Consider the following 16469-nt stretch of genomic DNA (forward strand, 5'->3'; position numbering starts at 1 on the left):
TTATTTTAAGAGTGAAACAATCTGATTAGTGAATGAGATAGACTTCGATATAGCTGATGTCTACAAAGCTGTCTGCTGCGAGTGCTTCCGCCTTGGCGCTTGCCTCAGAATGGCTGTCAGCCTCGATTTCATATTCGATATACTCGCCATCCTCTCCATTGATGACAACCTGATAGAGATTGCTTGACAATTCAACCTGTCTTGAACTTCTTTTACCGAAGTGATATTCTGAATTAAAAGTGGTGTGTACCATAATCTTTAAAATTTTATTTGTTCGACTTAAAAGTGAAGCACCGAAGTGCTTTTGTAATTTTTACGTGCATACAAGTAGCAGCAAGGAGAAGGCATGTAAATGCAAGGGATAGCCAAGATTATTTCATCCTTCAGGGCTTGAAAGATTTTGGAATGAGGCAAACCTGCCCCAAAAACTTTTGAAAAAATCTTAGGATAAGCGTGTTGCGCGACCCTTTCAGAATGCCGCTTGCGCTAACTTTGCAAAGGAAAAATCATAAGCATTACATTTGGTAAGTGCTTCACGTCGAACAAATAAAATGATTTGGTACGAAAAACACCACTTCAGAATATTACTCCGGAATAATAAAAGAAGAAGACTGGTGATATGAATTGTGCAATCTCTGTTGTCATCATAGGATGGGATGACTACATCTTCCATGATGAAATCGTGTCAGACAGATACCTATCTTTTAGGCAAGCAGAAAGGTGGATGTGCTTGCTGCATAATGAAACGGACATCAGTAATATCGAAGCCAATTCACTAATGAGAGTGTGGAACGGATGAGAAAAGGCTAATATGAATACTTGTCATTTTGGTGGCGAACAAAAGCCAATTACTCCACAGACAATGACAGGGACGGTGGAACAAGCTATCAAGATAACAGCATAGGAAAGATGCACAAAGTGCAGGAAAGGTGGTGTGCCACGCCTTACTCCTTTGAAAATCGGGATTGGCTACATTACGTTATTGACTCTCACGCCTGAGAGATTGCAAAAGCTAAAGGTGCAAATAGCGAAGGAGGTGCTGAAGGCGGAGTCTACCGCTGAAAAAAAGAAAAGCCTTCATCCTGCGTTGGGCGCAAGACAAAGGCGTATAGGAAAGGGTGATTAGGCAGTGTTCCGCTTCAACAGAGTTAAAGTAACTCTATATGACTATACCCTATAAAATAAGTAACGCCCCCCAAGTATGCTGCTCGAAAGCTCGCCTGGGAGGCCTATTATCTTTAAGTTTAAAAACTATCTATTAAATTTTCTGCTGCAAAATTACGATTAGTTTTTGTGATAACAAAGTTTTTCAAGCAAAAAAATGTTATTTCCAAAAATTATCGTCTTTCCAATTTGCAGGAAATCCCATTGAATTAAGGTTTATTACGTGCGAATATTTTTCGAGCAAATCAACCAGTCGCTTTTTAAATGACGTTCGTGGGTTTATTGTCTGCAACAGGTAGTATATCATACACACAGAATAGTACACCTTGTTTCTTTTTGCCGTATCTGGGTTGGATATCCATTTGAGATTTCTTGAAAACTCCAGTTTCTCTGGCACAATATTCATATCTCTATTCCACATTCTTGAATGATGGGCACACAAGTTTCTTGTGAAATTCAAAGCATGAAGCCACGATAGAAATGTTTGCGGTGGCAAAGAAAAATACTTAGCAATGCCAACAATGTCAGCACGTCTCTTTAATCCGTCACAAATACGAGACAACTGGCTGAAATACATTATTTCGACACTCATCCAAGAAGGCGGATTTTCCGGTTCTGAATAAGTATCACGATAATGTTGGATAAATGTTTCAGAGCGGTCGTTATGCAATCTATCCTTAATATGTTGCTGCATATCTGCAAAAACATCATCAGTGAAAGTAGATCCATCTCTACGTCTACGAGTTATTGGACCTTTGAAAATACTACGATTGTCTTGCCAATGAGAGCCGTATTTCAAACTTAACTGATTAACGATTTGGGTTCGTATTGCTATTTCAATGCGTTCAATGGCATCAAATAAAAGCAAACGCAATTTGCGGTCAAATTTATATAAATCATAGACCATTTCCCAAGTGGTATCAGGAACGAATCTGTCAATAACAACACCATTTTGACATTCCTTAAATGGAAGCATATATGCACTAAGTCTGTAATAACTGATGTTGGCAAGAGTTTTCTCCACTCTTTTCTTATTGTTTACAACAAGCCCCCTGGCAATAAGCAAGTCCACTTGTTGCGAGAATGTTAGGGCCGGTTTATTATATTTTACCATGATAATCAAATTTAGACTGCAAAGATAACATAAAAATGGCGTACTTCATTATTTCAAAGCTAAATACTGCAACATTTATTTATCTCACCCCACCAATCGCAATTGGATATAAATCGTGCTGTGGGAACTTCTCGCAGCCGATATAGAGGGTGTCGAAGGCATCGGTGCCGTCGGTACGGTGTTCGAGAAGGTCTTCTTCGGACTCCGGCTGCTTCTCCATAGACTTGTTCTTGCGGAAGCCGTTGCGACCTCGCTCCACTCCTGCGGACTGGATGGCGAGGATAAGGTCATCGTTGTTTGGCGGTTGAAGTACGGCATCAGGCGTTGCTTCCCGGCAAAACCCTGATTGATGAGAAGGTATTTCTCATCGTGTCGCATCGGGTTGCCGAGGTACACGTCAATGACCTGCCAACCATGACGCTCAAACTCATGGACTACCACCCAGTGGAAGTCCTGGTCGTTCACGGCATAGTTAGAGCCGAGGGCGGTGGCATCATAGTAGTAGATGACCGTCTTGTTAGGATGCGGGGCGTAGTAGGTGCAGAAGTCGGCGACGAGCGCAGGGATTTTGCGCTCGAACTTCACATAGAACGATTTGAGGATGTTCAGGCGGTTGGCACGAGGCTGACCGCACACAATCCAATTGATATTGGCATTGTAGTCCATACCGATGCATAGAGGCTGCATAGGGTCGATGTCCGAGTCCGTGCGACAGTCGAGCGAGCTGTTGAGCGTGGAGAACTGGTTAGTTGCGTGGATGGTGTACAAGTCCTGCTGCGCCTCCTTGATAATTTTGTCGTAGCCGAGCGAGTCGAGGTAGTCGAAATCCGATGCATCATATTTGTGGTATTCCTGCATAGACGAATAAAATCCATCGTGCGAGATGCCTATCTTCTGACAGAGGATTGACGTCTGGAAAGTCTTCGGCGTGAGGTCGCGCTTCATCTGCCGGATGTACTCTTCACCGAGAAGCTGTAAGTTTTCGAGGGTGGAGTATTCCTTATAGTAGACCGCCACCGAGCGCATCTTGTTAAGCGACTGGTCGAGCCATTTGAGGTAGTTAGGCAGATATGACGGAATGGGCTTGCGCTGCTCTTTGAGCTGTGCAATGCGCTCCTTCGTCTGCCAAATTTTATAGATTGTGCCCTTGATGGTGTCAATCAGTTCCGTGTCCATCTTGTCCTCATAGTGCAGAAACCAAGAACCTTTGGTGGTCTGAGGCATATCCGAAAGCACCATCATGCTATGGTTAAAGCTGTGGTGCCCGAAGTACGAGCGTATGCCACCGTTAGCAGGCAGAGTCTCGTCCTTCAGCTTGTTATAATCAATGAACTTCGCCTCGTCAATGAGCAGCCACGAGAGCGTAAGCGAGTTGGAAGAGCCCGGGCGGTCCTGACTGATGATGATAGCCACCGAGCCATTATAGAACGTGATTACATGCTCATAGTCAGCCGGTTCGGTGATTGGCTTCGCGAATGACTTCGGCGGTTTTCTGCCTACCACATAGTGAACGCCATTGATATAGCCCCAACGCTTCCACGCTGCAAGCAGACCAGGGAGCGTGTTGGTAAGTCCGTGCTTAAACGTAGGCACGACGATACCACCAGTAGATCCAGGCATACGCTGCATGTTACGCAGCACAAACGGCGAGGCGATGGAGTCCGTCTTGCCAGTGCGTCGTCCGGCCACGATGACCGTAGTCTTCGCGCCGATGTATTGCGTAAGGAGCTGAGGTTTGTTGAAGTACACACGCTTAGAGTGTTGCTTCGCCTCGATATCCCAAAGGGAAGTGTCAACTTTGTTCGTCATTGTCTTCAGGCTTAAAGATGTCATCAAGAACAAGATCCGCTTGTTCGTATTCGATATTCTCCGTGTCCGGATGCGAAGAGGTAAGTTCCTGGGTGAGCTTTCGGATGCGGTCGTCGATGTTCGGAACTGGCGTGATACCCACAACACGAGGGTCCGTAGTCGGGAAGAACGGTTGGACGACAATCATGTGATACGGCACAGATTGCTCGTCTTCGATGTCAATGCGGTTGAACTTCGCATAAGAAGTAGCCGCTTTCTCCATCGTCTTCGTGTCCTTACGCTTCTTCGCCATCTGGTACGTTTCCATAATCATCTCGTTATACCGCCAACGGTGGAAATCGCGCGTACACTCAGATAGGTTCGGGAGCAGCGCCTTTACGATTTTCAAGTCTGCATACGCCGTGACTTGCGACAGTCCGTAGCGACTGCGCAGCTCATCGACAAACTGACGATCCTTCATGTCAGGGTTGGCGATTGACCATGTGACCATGTCCCTTAATCGAAGAAGATGTTCGATTTGGGGAACAGGATATTTGCCTTCCAATTCCGATTGGGAGGTGTAAAGGTCCTGTTTGGCGATATCGATGATACTGAGCTGAGACATGATTGTTAATGTTATGGGATAAGCCTCACTAAGCCTTCCTAAGCCTTTTTAAGCCTTGGGTATGAGGGCTGTTTGTGGGCAATTTTGGTGAGCTATTCATCATCCTCCATATCGAGGAGGTTGTTACGGGTGTTTTCAAGAGCGAGAGGAGAGCCGACGTAGGCGAGCTGCATCTCCTGATGCAGGAGCTTAACACGTGAAGCAGCCTTGCCACGGTGGTAACGCTGCGAAACGGCGGTACTTCGGTCTGCGATGTCACGGCGTAGTGTCTCAGGCGGTACGCCAAGAATGACAGCCATATCGCTTATTTTGAGGTAGATTGAAGCATACTGCTCAATCTGCGTGAGGGTTTCTTCTGAATAATCCATACTCGAATTTTGAGTTTTGATTTTTGAGTTTTGAATTGTCGGCTGCGCCGATTTTGAGTTATTCAATTAAGAGTTATTTCCTCCGGCTGCAGTGATGCGCTGTTGGAAAAGGTCGGTTAGCGGAACGGAATGGTTCTTTATAAGATCCATGACGGACGCATGAAGAGTATTAAAGATGTCGGGCGAAGTGGATATGAAGGTGGACTCATGGCGGTTGCCTCGTGTGAGGTTTTGCGAGGTGACAACACTAACCTGTTCTCCAGACTCCGCTTGCACGAGAAGGATTTTAGAATGGTTGTCAGCGAGATAGGTACGCTTCATCGTCTGCGTGATGAACGCCCATAGCTTCAGAGTCTTGTTCGTAGCCTTATGGTCGAGAACAAGATTAAAGGCAGATATGTTTCCGGACTTCTCGATGAAGAAGAGCCTACGCAGGAACTCCTCGGAGATGGAGAACGATGTCTGCCAAATCTCCGCTTTGCCGACTTGCCCCAAAATCCACTCTAAGACGTCCGCCACCTGAAGAGCATTGGAGAGATACGCTTGGTGCGGACATTCAGAGAGTGGCTTTAGGATGTCATCTATATTGATGTTGCGCTTCACTACTTCTTGGATTTAGACTTGGACTTCGGCTTGGAAGGAGTGGCATCCTCAGGCTGCTCAGCTAATTGGTCCGTTGGTGATGGACTAATTTCAGTTTCCTTAGTCTGCTCCTCTTCGCTTTCGTTGGTTTCGGTATTGGCTGCACTTTCTGCCTTTGTTACATAATGGTCATAAGTGTCCCAATTTGCGTGCAACTTTTTATCGAGATTTATAAACTCGTCGAGCAACGGCTTGCGTTCTGCAGCCGGCATCTGCTTAGTAGAGTCCGACAACAAGCGTAGGCGCAAATGGAGTTCACGCATACGATGAGTGATATCAAGGTTCTCGACATAGAGCGCCTGGATATCCTCAGGCAGCGAGTCGTGATCCGCACGCTTGCCAGCCTTAAAGTCCTTCGCTTCGTTGTGTTCCTTGAACTCTGTTCGACTTGCCACGATAGCATCCACTTGCTCCTGCATGATGTTCACCTCGTCGTGGGCTTCGACCTCACGGCGAGCTTTGAGGAAGGCACGGAGCTTGCCTTCGATGAACTCAGCCTTTCCCTTAGGATTGATGCTGAGATTACGATACATTATAGTGTTATTGGTGAGTTGGAGAAGGAGGATAGCACCCTCGTTCCAGTCACGCTCAGCAAATGGCGTGTCGAGCCATTGCTGGAGTTTGTCAGTCAGATTGTTCATAATGATTACAATTTATTATTGATACCAGTAAAGAACACACAATTCTTGTGATGTTCGGTAAGCACATTGCGCATTGCCTTCAGCGTAGAGCCTGTAGTAACGAAGTCGTCGAAGACGATGCAGTTAGGCTCTTTTGGGAGATTGTTCATGGTGAATACCGCCCCAATACGCTGCTTTGAATGGCAGAAAGCAACATCCTCGTAGAACGGGATGTTCAGTTGGGAAGCAATCATTTCGCTGATGCGAGTGGCGAAGTTCTTGACGAGATGGCGACGTTTGGGAGTGGTGACAATACACCATGCCCCCGTGTTCAGCTCCTCACCGAGGATGTCACGGATAAGTGGCGAGATGCTATCAGCAAAGAACGCCACCATACTATCGTCGCCCTTGATATCCGTCAGCGTTCTGCCATACAGCGACTTCTGCCATAGAGAGATGAAGAACGTGTCCGCCCGTCGAGTAAGCCGGACGCGTCGGATGAAGTCGCACCGCGCTTCGACCGACTTATCCCATGCCTTACGCTTCTCGATGGCGAATATATCCTTCTGTTCATGCGCTGCAGTGGGTGAAGACAGATCAAGCGGACCCGATAAGTCCGGCACGGAAATGTCATTCAAGAATTCCTGCATGTCTATCGGAGTCCGCTTGTCCATGGTCAACTATGATTATAACTTTACTCGCCGTTACGCTGCGCAATCAATGTCGCCGTCCTCAGTGGTGATAGTGCCAGTGTAGAACGGAGCCGGACACTCGTCCGATGCCTCCACGTTGATAGTGGTGCCAGTGGTGCCAGTGGCACCCTGTCCGAGATCCTGCGTGACGGTGGTCTTGGTAGTCCACTTGTCACAACCCACGACACGATGCTTGCCCTTCATGTCCTCGACGATGAAGACGTTGTCGTTGTTATTGAGGTAAGCAGCTGCAGCCGATGCCGCCTCGCTTACCGATGGATGCACCGCCACGAGTTTGTTGAGCTGCGTCTGTGACGGCAGTTCACCCTGTGCCTCACTTGTGAGTTGCGACTTCTCAGGAAGGATGTCGATGTATTTCCATACAGCGTTTTCCTTCAACGTGAAGGAGCCGTCATAGACAGAAGAAGTAACACGTCCGACCTCGTTATGAGGAAGTTTAGGCCAAACAAGAATGTCATTCTTGGATGTATAATACACACGGCGACGCACACCAGGAAGTTCCGGTGTGCCCATCGCCCATGCAAGAGATTTTTGTACGTCTGTATTAGATGCTGCCATAATTACTATTGTTAAGAGTTAGACTATAAGCCAGCCAGTTCAACGACCTTCAAGCGTCGCTTGTCGATAGACTCGAACTGTACACCGAAGAACATGGTGGCGATGTACGAGAGAAGGAACGCATCGAAACGCTCAACGTCAACAGATTCCACGTCGCCCATCTGGTCATATCCATAAAGCATATTGATTTTTGGCGAGATATGGATATACTTCGAGTCCGTCTTGTTAGCAAGCGGACAGAAGATGAGTTTGCCGTTAGAACCCTCGACAGTAGGCTGATTGTACTGCGTGTTATATGGAATACCGCTGTGTGTGAGCAGATAACCCTCGTTATACTTATCCACGAAGTCCTGCGAGCAGAACATGAAGAGAGTCTGCGAGCGAAGACGAGGGTCGAGCGAGAACAGAATCTCCTTAGCCACGTCCACGGCGTTGGCAGAGGTGATGGCATCCGTCAGTTTGAGGTAATTGCCGTTCTCCTTAGCGAGAGCACCGGAAGTAACCTCCTTCTTTGTGATGGTGTCGAAGCCATCGAAAAGATCCTGGGTGGTAGTACCGCTTGCGTTGCGCACACCGCTCCAGATAGCATCATTGAGCTTTTCGGAGAGCGACTTGGCGATAAGTCCAAGCACCTCGCGAGCCGTAGGCACAGACTTCTGTCCGTCGCCCTTAGTGGCACCAGTGCCGAGGAGCGTAGAGATAGCCGAGTTAGGCTCGAACTTCGCGACCACCGAACCGAAGAACGTTTCAAGCGTTCGGAAGTCCAGCTGCAAGTTCACGTCCTCCGAGCGAGTTGGCGAGTAAGGAGCGAACTGGGCCGAAGCGTTGAGCGTGCCCACACTCTCCTTGTAGCGGATGCCAGGGCGACCGGTCATAAACTTAAGAGTCTCGTCGCAGCCGATAATCGGCAGACGAAGGAAGTCAGAACGCCACTTTCGAGCAGCATCCTTGTATTCTTGTAGGGTAAATTGTAGTTTTCCTGCCATGATATGGAGTTTTGAATTATGATTTTTGAGTTGTTATGGTAATGAGTCAAAGAGTGCCTGGGCGGAGTTGGTGGTGTCGTAGAACTTCTCGATGTCAGATTTTTCGGTATTGGTGCCACCGTCCTTCTTGTCATCAACAACCGTGTTAGTGGTGTCAGCAGGGAGCTTTTTCAGTTTCTCCTCCAAATCGCTGTTAGCCTTAGTCAGGCGGTCAACGTCAGCCGAGAGAGTGGTGATTTCCTTGTATTTCGCTGTGATGTCCGCCTCGATAGAGTCGAGCTGTGCCGTGGTAAGCGTAACCTTGTCGTCGTTAGCTTCCAGCGAGTCGCAAGCGAGAGTCTTGCAAATGTTAGAATAGGTCTTTTTCATTTTTTCTTCAGAAGATATGGTTGGAACAATTTTATTTGGTTTCTCTTGCGAGTGAAAAACAGAGGCACAAGCCTGCAGGAATCGTCTGAACGCCGTGATGTCTTCCGACTTCGTGTCGGTCAGCATCTTAGGAAGCGGTATGCCGTGAGCGGTAAAGTCCGCAGCAATAGCCTCCGTAAGAACTGGAGCCGACTCATCATCAAACTCCGTGAGTTCATCAACGAATCCCCAAGCCAGTGCCTCCTGTGCCGTCAGCCATCCACCCATTTTCATGAGTTCCAGCAAGTCGGCAGATTTCTTCTTGCATCGTCCGGCATACATTTCTGCGACGTTGGCATCCAGTTTGTTAAGGTCAGATTTCTGCTTCTCCAGATTGTCGATGAGATTCTGCATATCCGTAGCGTTCAAGCTGCCCCACTCGAAGAACGATTGTGAGCATTGGTGCACGAGATACATAGCCGAGTGATCCATGGTGATGCGCTTTGCGCCCATAGACGCGATGGTGGCGGCACTGGCGTTCATGCCCACAAAGTGGACGTGAACATTGCCGTGTCGCCTGAATGCAGATGATATTGAGAGAGCGGTGTTGAGCTGTCCGCCGAGAGAGTCGATGAGAACAGCAACCTCCTTGTCGGTGTTCTTGTTTAGGACGAAATCGACGTAGTCAGAATCGAAGTCCCAACCACCGACGTAGCCTTTAAGATGGAGATTGTATTTTGTCTTTGCCATGATGTTTCATTTTTAGGCAAAGATACATTGTTATATATAGTGGTAGAAAGACAGAAAAGGTGTAACTTTGCAAAAAAGTAAAGTTATGGAACCATGGGCGAAACTATTATTTACGTTAGGATATTTGCTTGTCGTTAGTGCAATAGTCCTTATGTTTGGATTGCTTTTCATAGGAGTTGTGTTGCTGTTGGCAAAAACATACACTTGGCTGAGGAAGAAAAAACGTGATTTTGAAAATTGAACCGATTTCGGCTGTATCTTTTGTAACATTGTAAACAAAGAAAGAAAATGTTGATTATCAATGTTTTAAGTTTTTGGGCAATGTTTCAACTGCATACAAAATGTTACAAAAAGGCATAAAAAAAAGCGCTCATCACGCCGTGCATGGCACCAGTGCCACTTTATTTGTATAAGATATGGTGTATTTCGTAGCAGCCGAATCACCATCCACTTTTCCTGTGGAGTCGTCTACCTTGATAACAGGATAAGGTTTGTCAGCCGTGCCGATGAGATACTGCTTTCCATCCACCGTCTGGATGACGAAAGCAAGATGCTCATGAGTTGGCAGCTGCGAAGTAGTAGAGAAAGAGAGTTTCACCTTTTCCAAAGTGTCGTTATTGTCAAACTGCGTCTCCATTTCACAAATTGCGTCCCCGATATGTGGCACAAGGAAAGTGTCAGCGAACACTCCGACAGGAGCATCCGCCAACGCTTTCTGTGTGATGCTTGCCATGAGCGACGAGGCAAGCACGTAATATATATTGATGATTCCGGGAAGACGTTGCATATTATTCTACTATTTCTTCAGTTTCAACCTTGTTATTGCTACCGTTTTTTATCGTGCTGTTTTTTCGCTTGCATTGGTTAGTAAGATAATTCTTACGCAAGCGTTGGTATATTTTCGCGATGGAGTCCCAGCAAGTGCCGTCCTCCTTGATGCCCCGTTGCTCCATGTAGAGATAAATGAGGTCTTTCTGCTGTTTGCCGATCCTGCCGAAGTCATGCAGGAACGTCCAGCAGTCTACATCAAATGAGTTCTTCACGTTTTCCAGTAGCGCACGTTTACCAGTGTCCGTGATATGATTGTAAATACGAGGGTCGCGAGTCTTGGAATACGGAATACAAATGGCGACTTCATCCTCACGTTGCCTTGTAGGAACAGCAGAAACAGGCGGTTTGACAACAGCGAGCTTTATAAGTTTTGACTCGATGCTGCCGTTTCTTAGACGCACTGGTTCCGTGCCACTGTGCCGATGTACGAACCACTGGCGCAGATAAGAAGGCATTTTGATATAGATGTGATAGTCGCTCATAATACTTGTAAATTGATTACGAGCACAAAGATACTATAGTTTTGTGTAGGCTGTATGGAAAGGATGGAACGTTTAAGGTTTGTTATTTGGTAGGTAGGTAGATAGATAGACACTATTCAGATGGAACACCCATTACGGAGAATATATTTCAAAGGTTGCGCCATAAAAAGGTGGGCTGCCGGAGCGAGGCGATTGCCTCGTCCGGCTTCCACCTTTATCTGCGGAAGACGTAGCCATCCTCGAAGATGTAGTCCGAGATGAACAAATCCCTTGCAAACGCCTTGTAATCGAAGTAATATGAGAGATTGCCCATCATGCGCTCCAAATCATAGCTCTCATTGACGATGTGTGTGGCGAAATCCTCTTCCGAATCATATTCGCCCTCATAACTATCTTCAAAATCCGAAATGCTGTCATCGCCTGTGGCGGAAACATAAGCCTTAAACGCTTTCTGTTTGTCATCATCCATTTGGATGAAAGCTATTATCTTGTCGAAAACCTCTTCATCCATACAGCTTTCTGAATACCACTCAGCAGGGAAGCACTGATAATCCTGAAACATAAGCTCCGGATCCTCCTCATCAGCGTGAAGCTGCTTGCATACATCGATAAACTCCTCGTAAGAGTCAAACGTGCGGAGATCGAGCCAGGCACCGAAGAGTGAGCCTTCATTGTACTTCTTGTATGTGCCACAGTAGATGGCAGGCTGATCCCAGAGATAATCAACGATATAGCTGCTGACACTCTCAAACTGCTCCTTCATGCTCTTGTGAGCCGACTTAGGTGATGTTAAAACCATTTCTTGCATAACTTAGAAATTTAAATTGTTAGACTTTTAGATGCAGCCCTCGGAATGAGGACTTTTTACGCTGCCTTACCCAGCGCAAGAAGAAGACATTTAAGGCAAGAGATAGCCGAATAATTTTTCACCTTTGGCGGAACGAGAATTTGGACCAGGAGCTACCGCACCCCAAAATCTTGAAAAAATATTCGAGCTAAGGCTGCACCGTGCCCTTGCAGAATGTCGCTTGCGCTAACTTTGCACGCGGAAAAATCCCATGAACGAAACCAGGGCTGCATGTCTGACAATTTGAATGTTATGCAGTAGAAATCCATCACCTATGTCCACAAGAGCGGAGCAATAAAAAAGGAGTCAGCAATACCTCTTTCATTTGATTATCGATGGGTAAAGCCTGGCATGTGGCACATACATCAAAGAAGAACAATGACGAAAAGGCTCACGAGTGCCAGGCACGTTCTCCTGAAGCATGGTGACACTTACGATACCGCTTAGAAAGCAAGCAGTAGCAGAGGAGGAGAAGCCGGACTACAACTAAAAATAAGGATTTTCAGTACCTATTTCCCTTTTGGTATTTAGAAAGCATAATGAAATGTTACAAGAAGTTATAAGAAATTACAAGATAATAGCCTACCTAAATAAATGACATACAGAAAGTTACATTAAGTTACAACAATTACAGCATTTCTCTTCTGAAAAATGAATGAGGGCAAAAACAATGAGGATTTCTCCATATATATAGTCAATGACTACCACTTTATGCCTTTTGGAGTGTGTGATGGGCTACCAATATGTATGTAGGTAGATTACAAATCGTGTGCAAGACCTCTGAAAAAACGGAGTACATCGCAGAGGATGGCCATGTCTTCCGCAAAATAAAAACCGCCGAGACGATGCAATCGCCCCGGCAGTCCACCTGATTATGATACCTATTGAAAAGAAATATATTCGTAGTAAGCTACCGCTTTTTAGAATGGCTCGTCGCTGTCAGAATGGTCAGGCGCAGTCCACAGACTGATGCCAAACGTCTCGCAAAGCAAGTCATAGTCAAAGCAGTAGGCACGCTGTGTCATGGTAAGAATTGGAGGCGTGCTACCCATAGCAGCCCTGGTATGGTCGTACTGGATGATGCCCTTCTTATACACATCAAATCGCGCCACCTTTTCGCCCAGATAGGCACGGCTGTTCTGAAGATAGTATTTCAGTGCATCAGTAGGTAGCACCTTCTCGTTAGCCTGTCGTCCCTCCTTGCGGTAGAGGTTGAAGATACGCGTCTTCTGCAGGAAGAGCACCGGACGTTCAGTCTGCCAAGTGGCATTGATGATGTCCGTCTTGAACTTGCTGCAATAGCGGATGAAGAAGTCGCCACCCTCAATCAGCTCGCCGTCGCTTGCAAGATACTGCACCACGTTCCAGAAGTTGCCCAGTTCACCGTTAGTCTTGCACTCACCATTCTGCTTCTTTATCCCCTCGATGGTGACCTGCAGCATCTCGTCGAAAGTCAGCGTAGGGATGATCTTTTGGAGCACCCGAAGCGCAGCCAACGGCACACACCAGTTGTTCATGATACGGTCCTCGCCCTTTTCGCCACCGAGAGCGTTGCCGACGATATTCTGCGTGTCATGGAACGCCGTCGACCACGTCTGTTCAAAGTGCTTGCGCTGTTTGAGAATTTCGAGAGTCAGGTGCGTCAGTCCCAGCGAGCGCATTTCAAGCAGCACCTTGTAATTCTGCTTCTCCTTGTCCGAGAACTCACTTCGAGGGAACTGCAGGAAGACGAGTCGGGTGAAGAGAGCGATATCCGATGTCGGCATCTCCTGACCAGAAAGGATGATGCCGGAGTCAACCGCAGTCGTCTCCTTCTTCTTGTCAAGATCCATATTCATGCGAGTGCGACCGGTGCCGTCCCACAGACCCTTCAGGAACTCAATCATCTTCGGGTCGATATCGTTCTTGTACTCGTCAATATGCGCCAGGGCATTAGCCGACTGCGCCGCCGTGTCGTTCAGAGCCGATGGCGTAGAGTTTTGGATATTCGGTGCCGTGTAGCTGATAGTGAACAACGAAAGCAGCGTGTGGCCAAGCTCCGACTTGCCACTACCTTTCGGACCGAATAGATTGAGGATAGGGAACCAGTGGTTGGCAGAAGTAGAAGTCACCACGTCGCGGAAGAGCGTGGCGAGATAGAAACAGAAGCCAACACGTCCATTGTCCCCATACACCTTGAACAGCTGCTCTGTAAACTCCTTCAGAGTGACCGAAGAAAGATTGAGATGCACAAACTGCTTCTCAAACGTAAAGAGCTTCGGGTCGTTCTTATAGATAGTCGAACTGGATGGCAGATAGAAGTTGCCCTTATCCTTCAGCCGTACTATGCCAAATTCATCAGCAGGGATGAAATGACAGTCGTGGAAAACACCGTTGCCAAAAGCGTAGAATCCGGCACGTTGCCATCCCATTTGAGTGATTTCCGTTGCCGTCTCCGTCTTCTCATAAAGGTAAGACTTCAGCTTTGTCAGTTCCTTCTCTGTTCCTTTCCAGATAAAGTTGCCCAAGCCCTCAATTTTCTGCTTGAACTTAGCGAGAGCGATAAGATCCTCCTGCTTCAGTTCCAAGATTTCCTCATGTTTCATTGCATTCTTTATTTTATATAGACGTTTAGGATTTGTTGTATCTTTAATGTGGAACAGCGGAACCATCGTGAAGTTCGACCACTCGTAGACACTGCCTTTCTCCGTTATGGACATGTAGCAGCCGTGGTCAATGTAAAAGCCGTATTTGTGGTTTAGGTCATCCTCGTCCTGCTCCTTATGCTTCTTGTCCTGCTCCTCACGCAGCTTACGCTCCTTATCCACCGCCTGGAGCCACAACCGTCTGCCCTGGTAATACTTCGTGAGCTTGCCGATATACATGGACACGCCCGTCTCATCGTCAATCAGCGACAGGAGATAAGCAATCTTCTTGATGGTCAGTCGCTGCTCCTCCGTGGTGTTCGTCTGCGGAAAAAGTTTGTCAGCCATCCAAAGAATGAAGTCCGTCTCCTCCGTGCCGTTGAAGATATTGGCGTTTTTGAAGAACGTGTCCGGATCCTGCTTCTTGTTGTCGTCCGTGTCCGGGATTTCCTTGATGCTCACCGACATTCCGGACTCCATAGCGAGTGTGCCAGCTTCCATGACGACTTGTATGCCATGACCAAACGGTTCTCCGTTCTTGGGAGGGTCAGCATCAGGAAGGAAACACACCTTGCTTGCGATGCGCTTGATGGTGGAGAAATGCGTTTCGTTCCACGCCGATCCGAGCGCAGCCACCGTGTTGTATATGCCGATAGACTGTAGGCGCATACAATCCGGTGCCCCCTCGACGAGAAACATCTTATCCTGCTTCGCCGCCGTCTTCCACGCATCCTCGATGCCGAAGAGTACCGTAGACTTGTGGAAGATTAGCGAGTCCGAGCTGTTCAGGTATTTGGGTTGCTGCTCATCCATGCAGCGAGCGGTGAAGCCGATTACATGCCCGAAACGGTCATGTATCTGTATAACGATACGATTTTGGTAGAAGTCATAGCCACCACGATTGAGAAGCCCCAACTCCTTCAGGAAGTCCGCCTTTACTGGAAGCTGCTGCAGGGCGTGCCCGTCAGCTGGCGCATAGCCAATCTCTTTGAGAGTGCAGTAGTCCTTTCCCCAACGGCTGTAGGCATACGCTTGCGCCTCCTTCGACTGAAGGAACTGCTTGCGGTAGAAGTCGGCTACCTGCTTGTTGGCTATCCATAGAGCCTCTTTATGCAGTCTTTTCTGCTTTGCCTCCGCTGATTCCTGCTTCTCCTCAATCTCCACGTTAGCCTTTTGTGCCAACGTCTTGACGGCTTCAATGAATGTTTTGTTCTCCACCTTTTCTATGAAGTGGATGGCATCGCCACCCTCACCACAGCCGAAGCACTTGAATCTGCCGGTCTGTGGAGAAACATAGAAAGAAGGCGTCTTCTCGTTGTGGAACGGACAGCAGCCGACATAGCGCGTGCCACACTTCCGTAGGTGGACGTGTTCGCCGATGAGCGACACGATGTCCGTGCGCTCCAAGATGGTGTCGATGGTTTCTTGTCGTATCATAATTTGGTGTTGAAATAATGCCCTATATCCGCTGTCTCCCGACACTGGATATAGGGACTTAACAGTTATATTGAGGATGATTCTACAGTGCTCTGATAGCGCTTATGTATTCACTCTTCAGAATGTACCATAAGCGACCCTTTTTATGAGCAGGGATTAGTTTTCGCTCAATCCGTTTTCTTACTGCTTGTGTCGATATGCCAAGCTCTTTAGCCAGTGCTGCGACACTCATGACGGTCTCTTCCTGGTCAATGACAATCTTCTTCATGTCATCATCTGAAATCCTTGGGGATTTGGGTCTTCCAACTGTTCTCTTCTCCATTTTCTCTATTTGTTAGATAATCTTCTCTTGTTTCACAAATTATTGTCGCAACCTCTAAGTCAGAACAATAATGATAGTGTACGAACTTGCCTCTCTGCTTGCCTCTGCCTTGATTGTGACGTGAAGCAAGGCAGTTCAACGACTGCACTTTGTCACAAGGGAGGTAGGCAGACTTCACCTCTCCGGGGTTGATACTATTAACCCACTCTGTGATATTTGTCACTCTTTCTATTTTCATAGATAACTAATT

The 16469-nt window shown here is 47.2% G+C and carries 17 protein-coding genes; 1 reads left to right on the forward strand and 16 read right to left on the reverse strand.

Going from position 1 to position 16469, the window contains the following annotated elements; genetic code table 11:
• Positions 1–25 precede the first annotated feature (25 nt).
• Positions 26–253 carry a hypothetical protein gene (locus tag C9991_RS09970; protein ID WP_007901489.1) on the reverse strand — a complete coding sequence of 76 codons (228 nt, stop codon included), beginning with the start codon at positions 251–253 and terminating at the stop codon, positions 26–28.
• A gap of 366 nt (positions 254–619) precedes the next feature.
• On the opposite strand from C9991_RS09970, the gene C9991_RS16730 reads away from it, so the two are divergent.
• Positions 620–799, forward strand: a complete 180-nt coding sequence (locus tag C9991_RS16730) for a hypothetical protein (protein ID WP_157949437.1) — start codon at positions 620–622, stop codon at positions 797–799.
• A 525-nt stretch (positions 800–1324) separates the two neighbouring features.
• On the opposite strand, the gene C9991_RS09975 is transcribed toward C9991_RS16730, so the two are convergent.
• The 15 genes from C9991_RS09975 to C9991_RS10045 form a co-directional block, all read right to left on the reverse strand.
• A complete protein-coding gene (locus C9991_RS09975; protein WP_106812378.1) occupies positions 1325–2278 on the reverse strand; it encodes an Abi family protein in 954 nt (317 codons plus the stop codon).
• 84 nt (positions 2279–2362) lie between these two features.
• The gene (locus C9991_RS09980) at positions 2363–4087 is read right to left on the reverse strand and encodes a hypothetical protein (protein WP_232823301.1); all 1725 of its coding nucleotides are present in this window, start codon (positions 4085–4087) and stop codon (positions 2363–2365) included.
• The gene (locus tag C9991_RS09985) at positions 4071–4691 is read right to left on the reverse strand and encodes a hypothetical protein (RefSeq protein WP_106812379.1); all 621 of its coding nucleotides are present in this window, start codon (positions 4689–4691) and stop codon (positions 4071–4073) included. The genes C9991_RS09980 and C9991_RS09985 overlap by 17 nt, the downstream gene beginning before the upstream one ends.
• Positions 4692–4783: 92 nt before the next feature.
• Entirely contained in the window at positions 4784–5059 is a 276-nt protein-coding gene (locus C9991_RS09990; RefSeq protein ID WP_106812380.1) for a hypothetical protein, read from the reverse strand.
• A 66-nt stretch (positions 5060–5125) separates the two neighbouring features.
• Positions 5126–5662 (reverse strand): C4-dicarboxylate ABC transporter, encoded by a 537-nt coding sequence (locus C9991_RS09995; protein WP_106812381.1) that lies wholly within the window; start codon positions 5660–5662, stop codon positions 5126–5128.
• On the reverse strand, positions 5662–6342 hold the full coding sequence (locus C9991_RS10000; protein WP_106812382.1) for a hypothetical protein: 681 nt from the start codon (positions 6340–6342) through the stop codon (positions 5662–5664). The genes C9991_RS09995 and C9991_RS10000 overlap by 1 nt, the downstream gene beginning before the upstream one ends.
• A 5-nt stretch (positions 6343–6347) precedes the next feature.
• On the reverse strand, positions 6348–6995 hold the full coding sequence (locus C9991_RS10005) for a phosphoribosyltransferase (RefSeq protein ID WP_106812383.1): 648 nt from the start codon (positions 6993–6995) through the stop codon (positions 6348–6350).
• Positions 6996–7025: 30 nt separating this feature from the next.
• Positions 7026–7592, reverse strand: a complete 567-nt coding sequence (locus C9991_RS10010) for a hypothetical protein (protein ID WP_094881873.1) — start codon at positions 7590–7592, stop codon at positions 7026–7028.
• Positions 7593–7615: 23 nt separating this feature from the next.
• Positions 7616–8578, reverse strand: a complete 963-nt coding sequence (locus C9991_RS10015; RefSeq protein WP_106812384.1) for a hypothetical protein — start codon at positions 8576–8578, stop codon at positions 7616–7618.
• A gap of 33 nt (positions 8579–8611) precedes the next feature.
• Positions 8612–9676: an ATP-dependent Clp protease proteolytic subunit gene (locus C9991_RS10020; RefSeq protein WP_106812385.1), complete on the reverse strand. Its 1065-nt coding sequence runs from the start codon at positions 9674–9676 to the stop codon at positions 8612–8614.
• Between the two features lie 373 nt (positions 9677–10049).
• Positions 10050–10463 (reverse strand): hypothetical protein, encoded by a 414-nt coding sequence (locus tag C9991_RS10025; protein WP_106812386.1) that lies wholly within the window; start codon positions 10461–10463, stop codon positions 10050–10052.
• Between the two features lies 1 nt (position 10464).
• Positions 10465–10908 (reverse strand): hypothetical protein, encoded by a 444-nt coding sequence (locus tag C9991_RS10030; protein WP_157949438.1) that lies wholly within the window; start codon positions 10906–10908, stop codon positions 10465–10467.
• A 295-nt stretch (positions 10909–11203) separates the two neighbouring features.
• Complete coding sequence (locus tag C9991_RS10035; protein WP_106812387.1) at positions 11204–11797, reverse strand: antirestriction protein ArdA; 594 nt, start codon at positions 11795–11797, stop codon at positions 11204–11206.
• Positions 11798–12756: 959 nt separating this feature from the next.
• A complete protein-coding gene (gene dnaG / locus C9991_RS10040) occupies positions 12757–15897 on the reverse strand; it encodes a DNA primase (protein ID WP_106812388.1) in 3141 nt (1046 codons plus the stop codon).
• 82 nt (positions 15898–15979) lie between these two features.
• A complete protein-coding gene (locus C9991_RS10045) occupies positions 15980–16219 on the reverse strand; it encodes a helix-turn-helix domain-containing protein (RefSeq protein ID WP_232823302.1) in 240 nt (79 codons plus the stop codon).
• Positions 16220–16469 lie beyond the last annotated feature (250 nt).

This window comes from Prevotella merdae, from assembly GCF_900290275.1.
GTDB lineage: Bacteria > Bacteroidota > Bacteroidia > Bacteroidales > Bacteroidaceae > Prevotella > Prevotella merdae.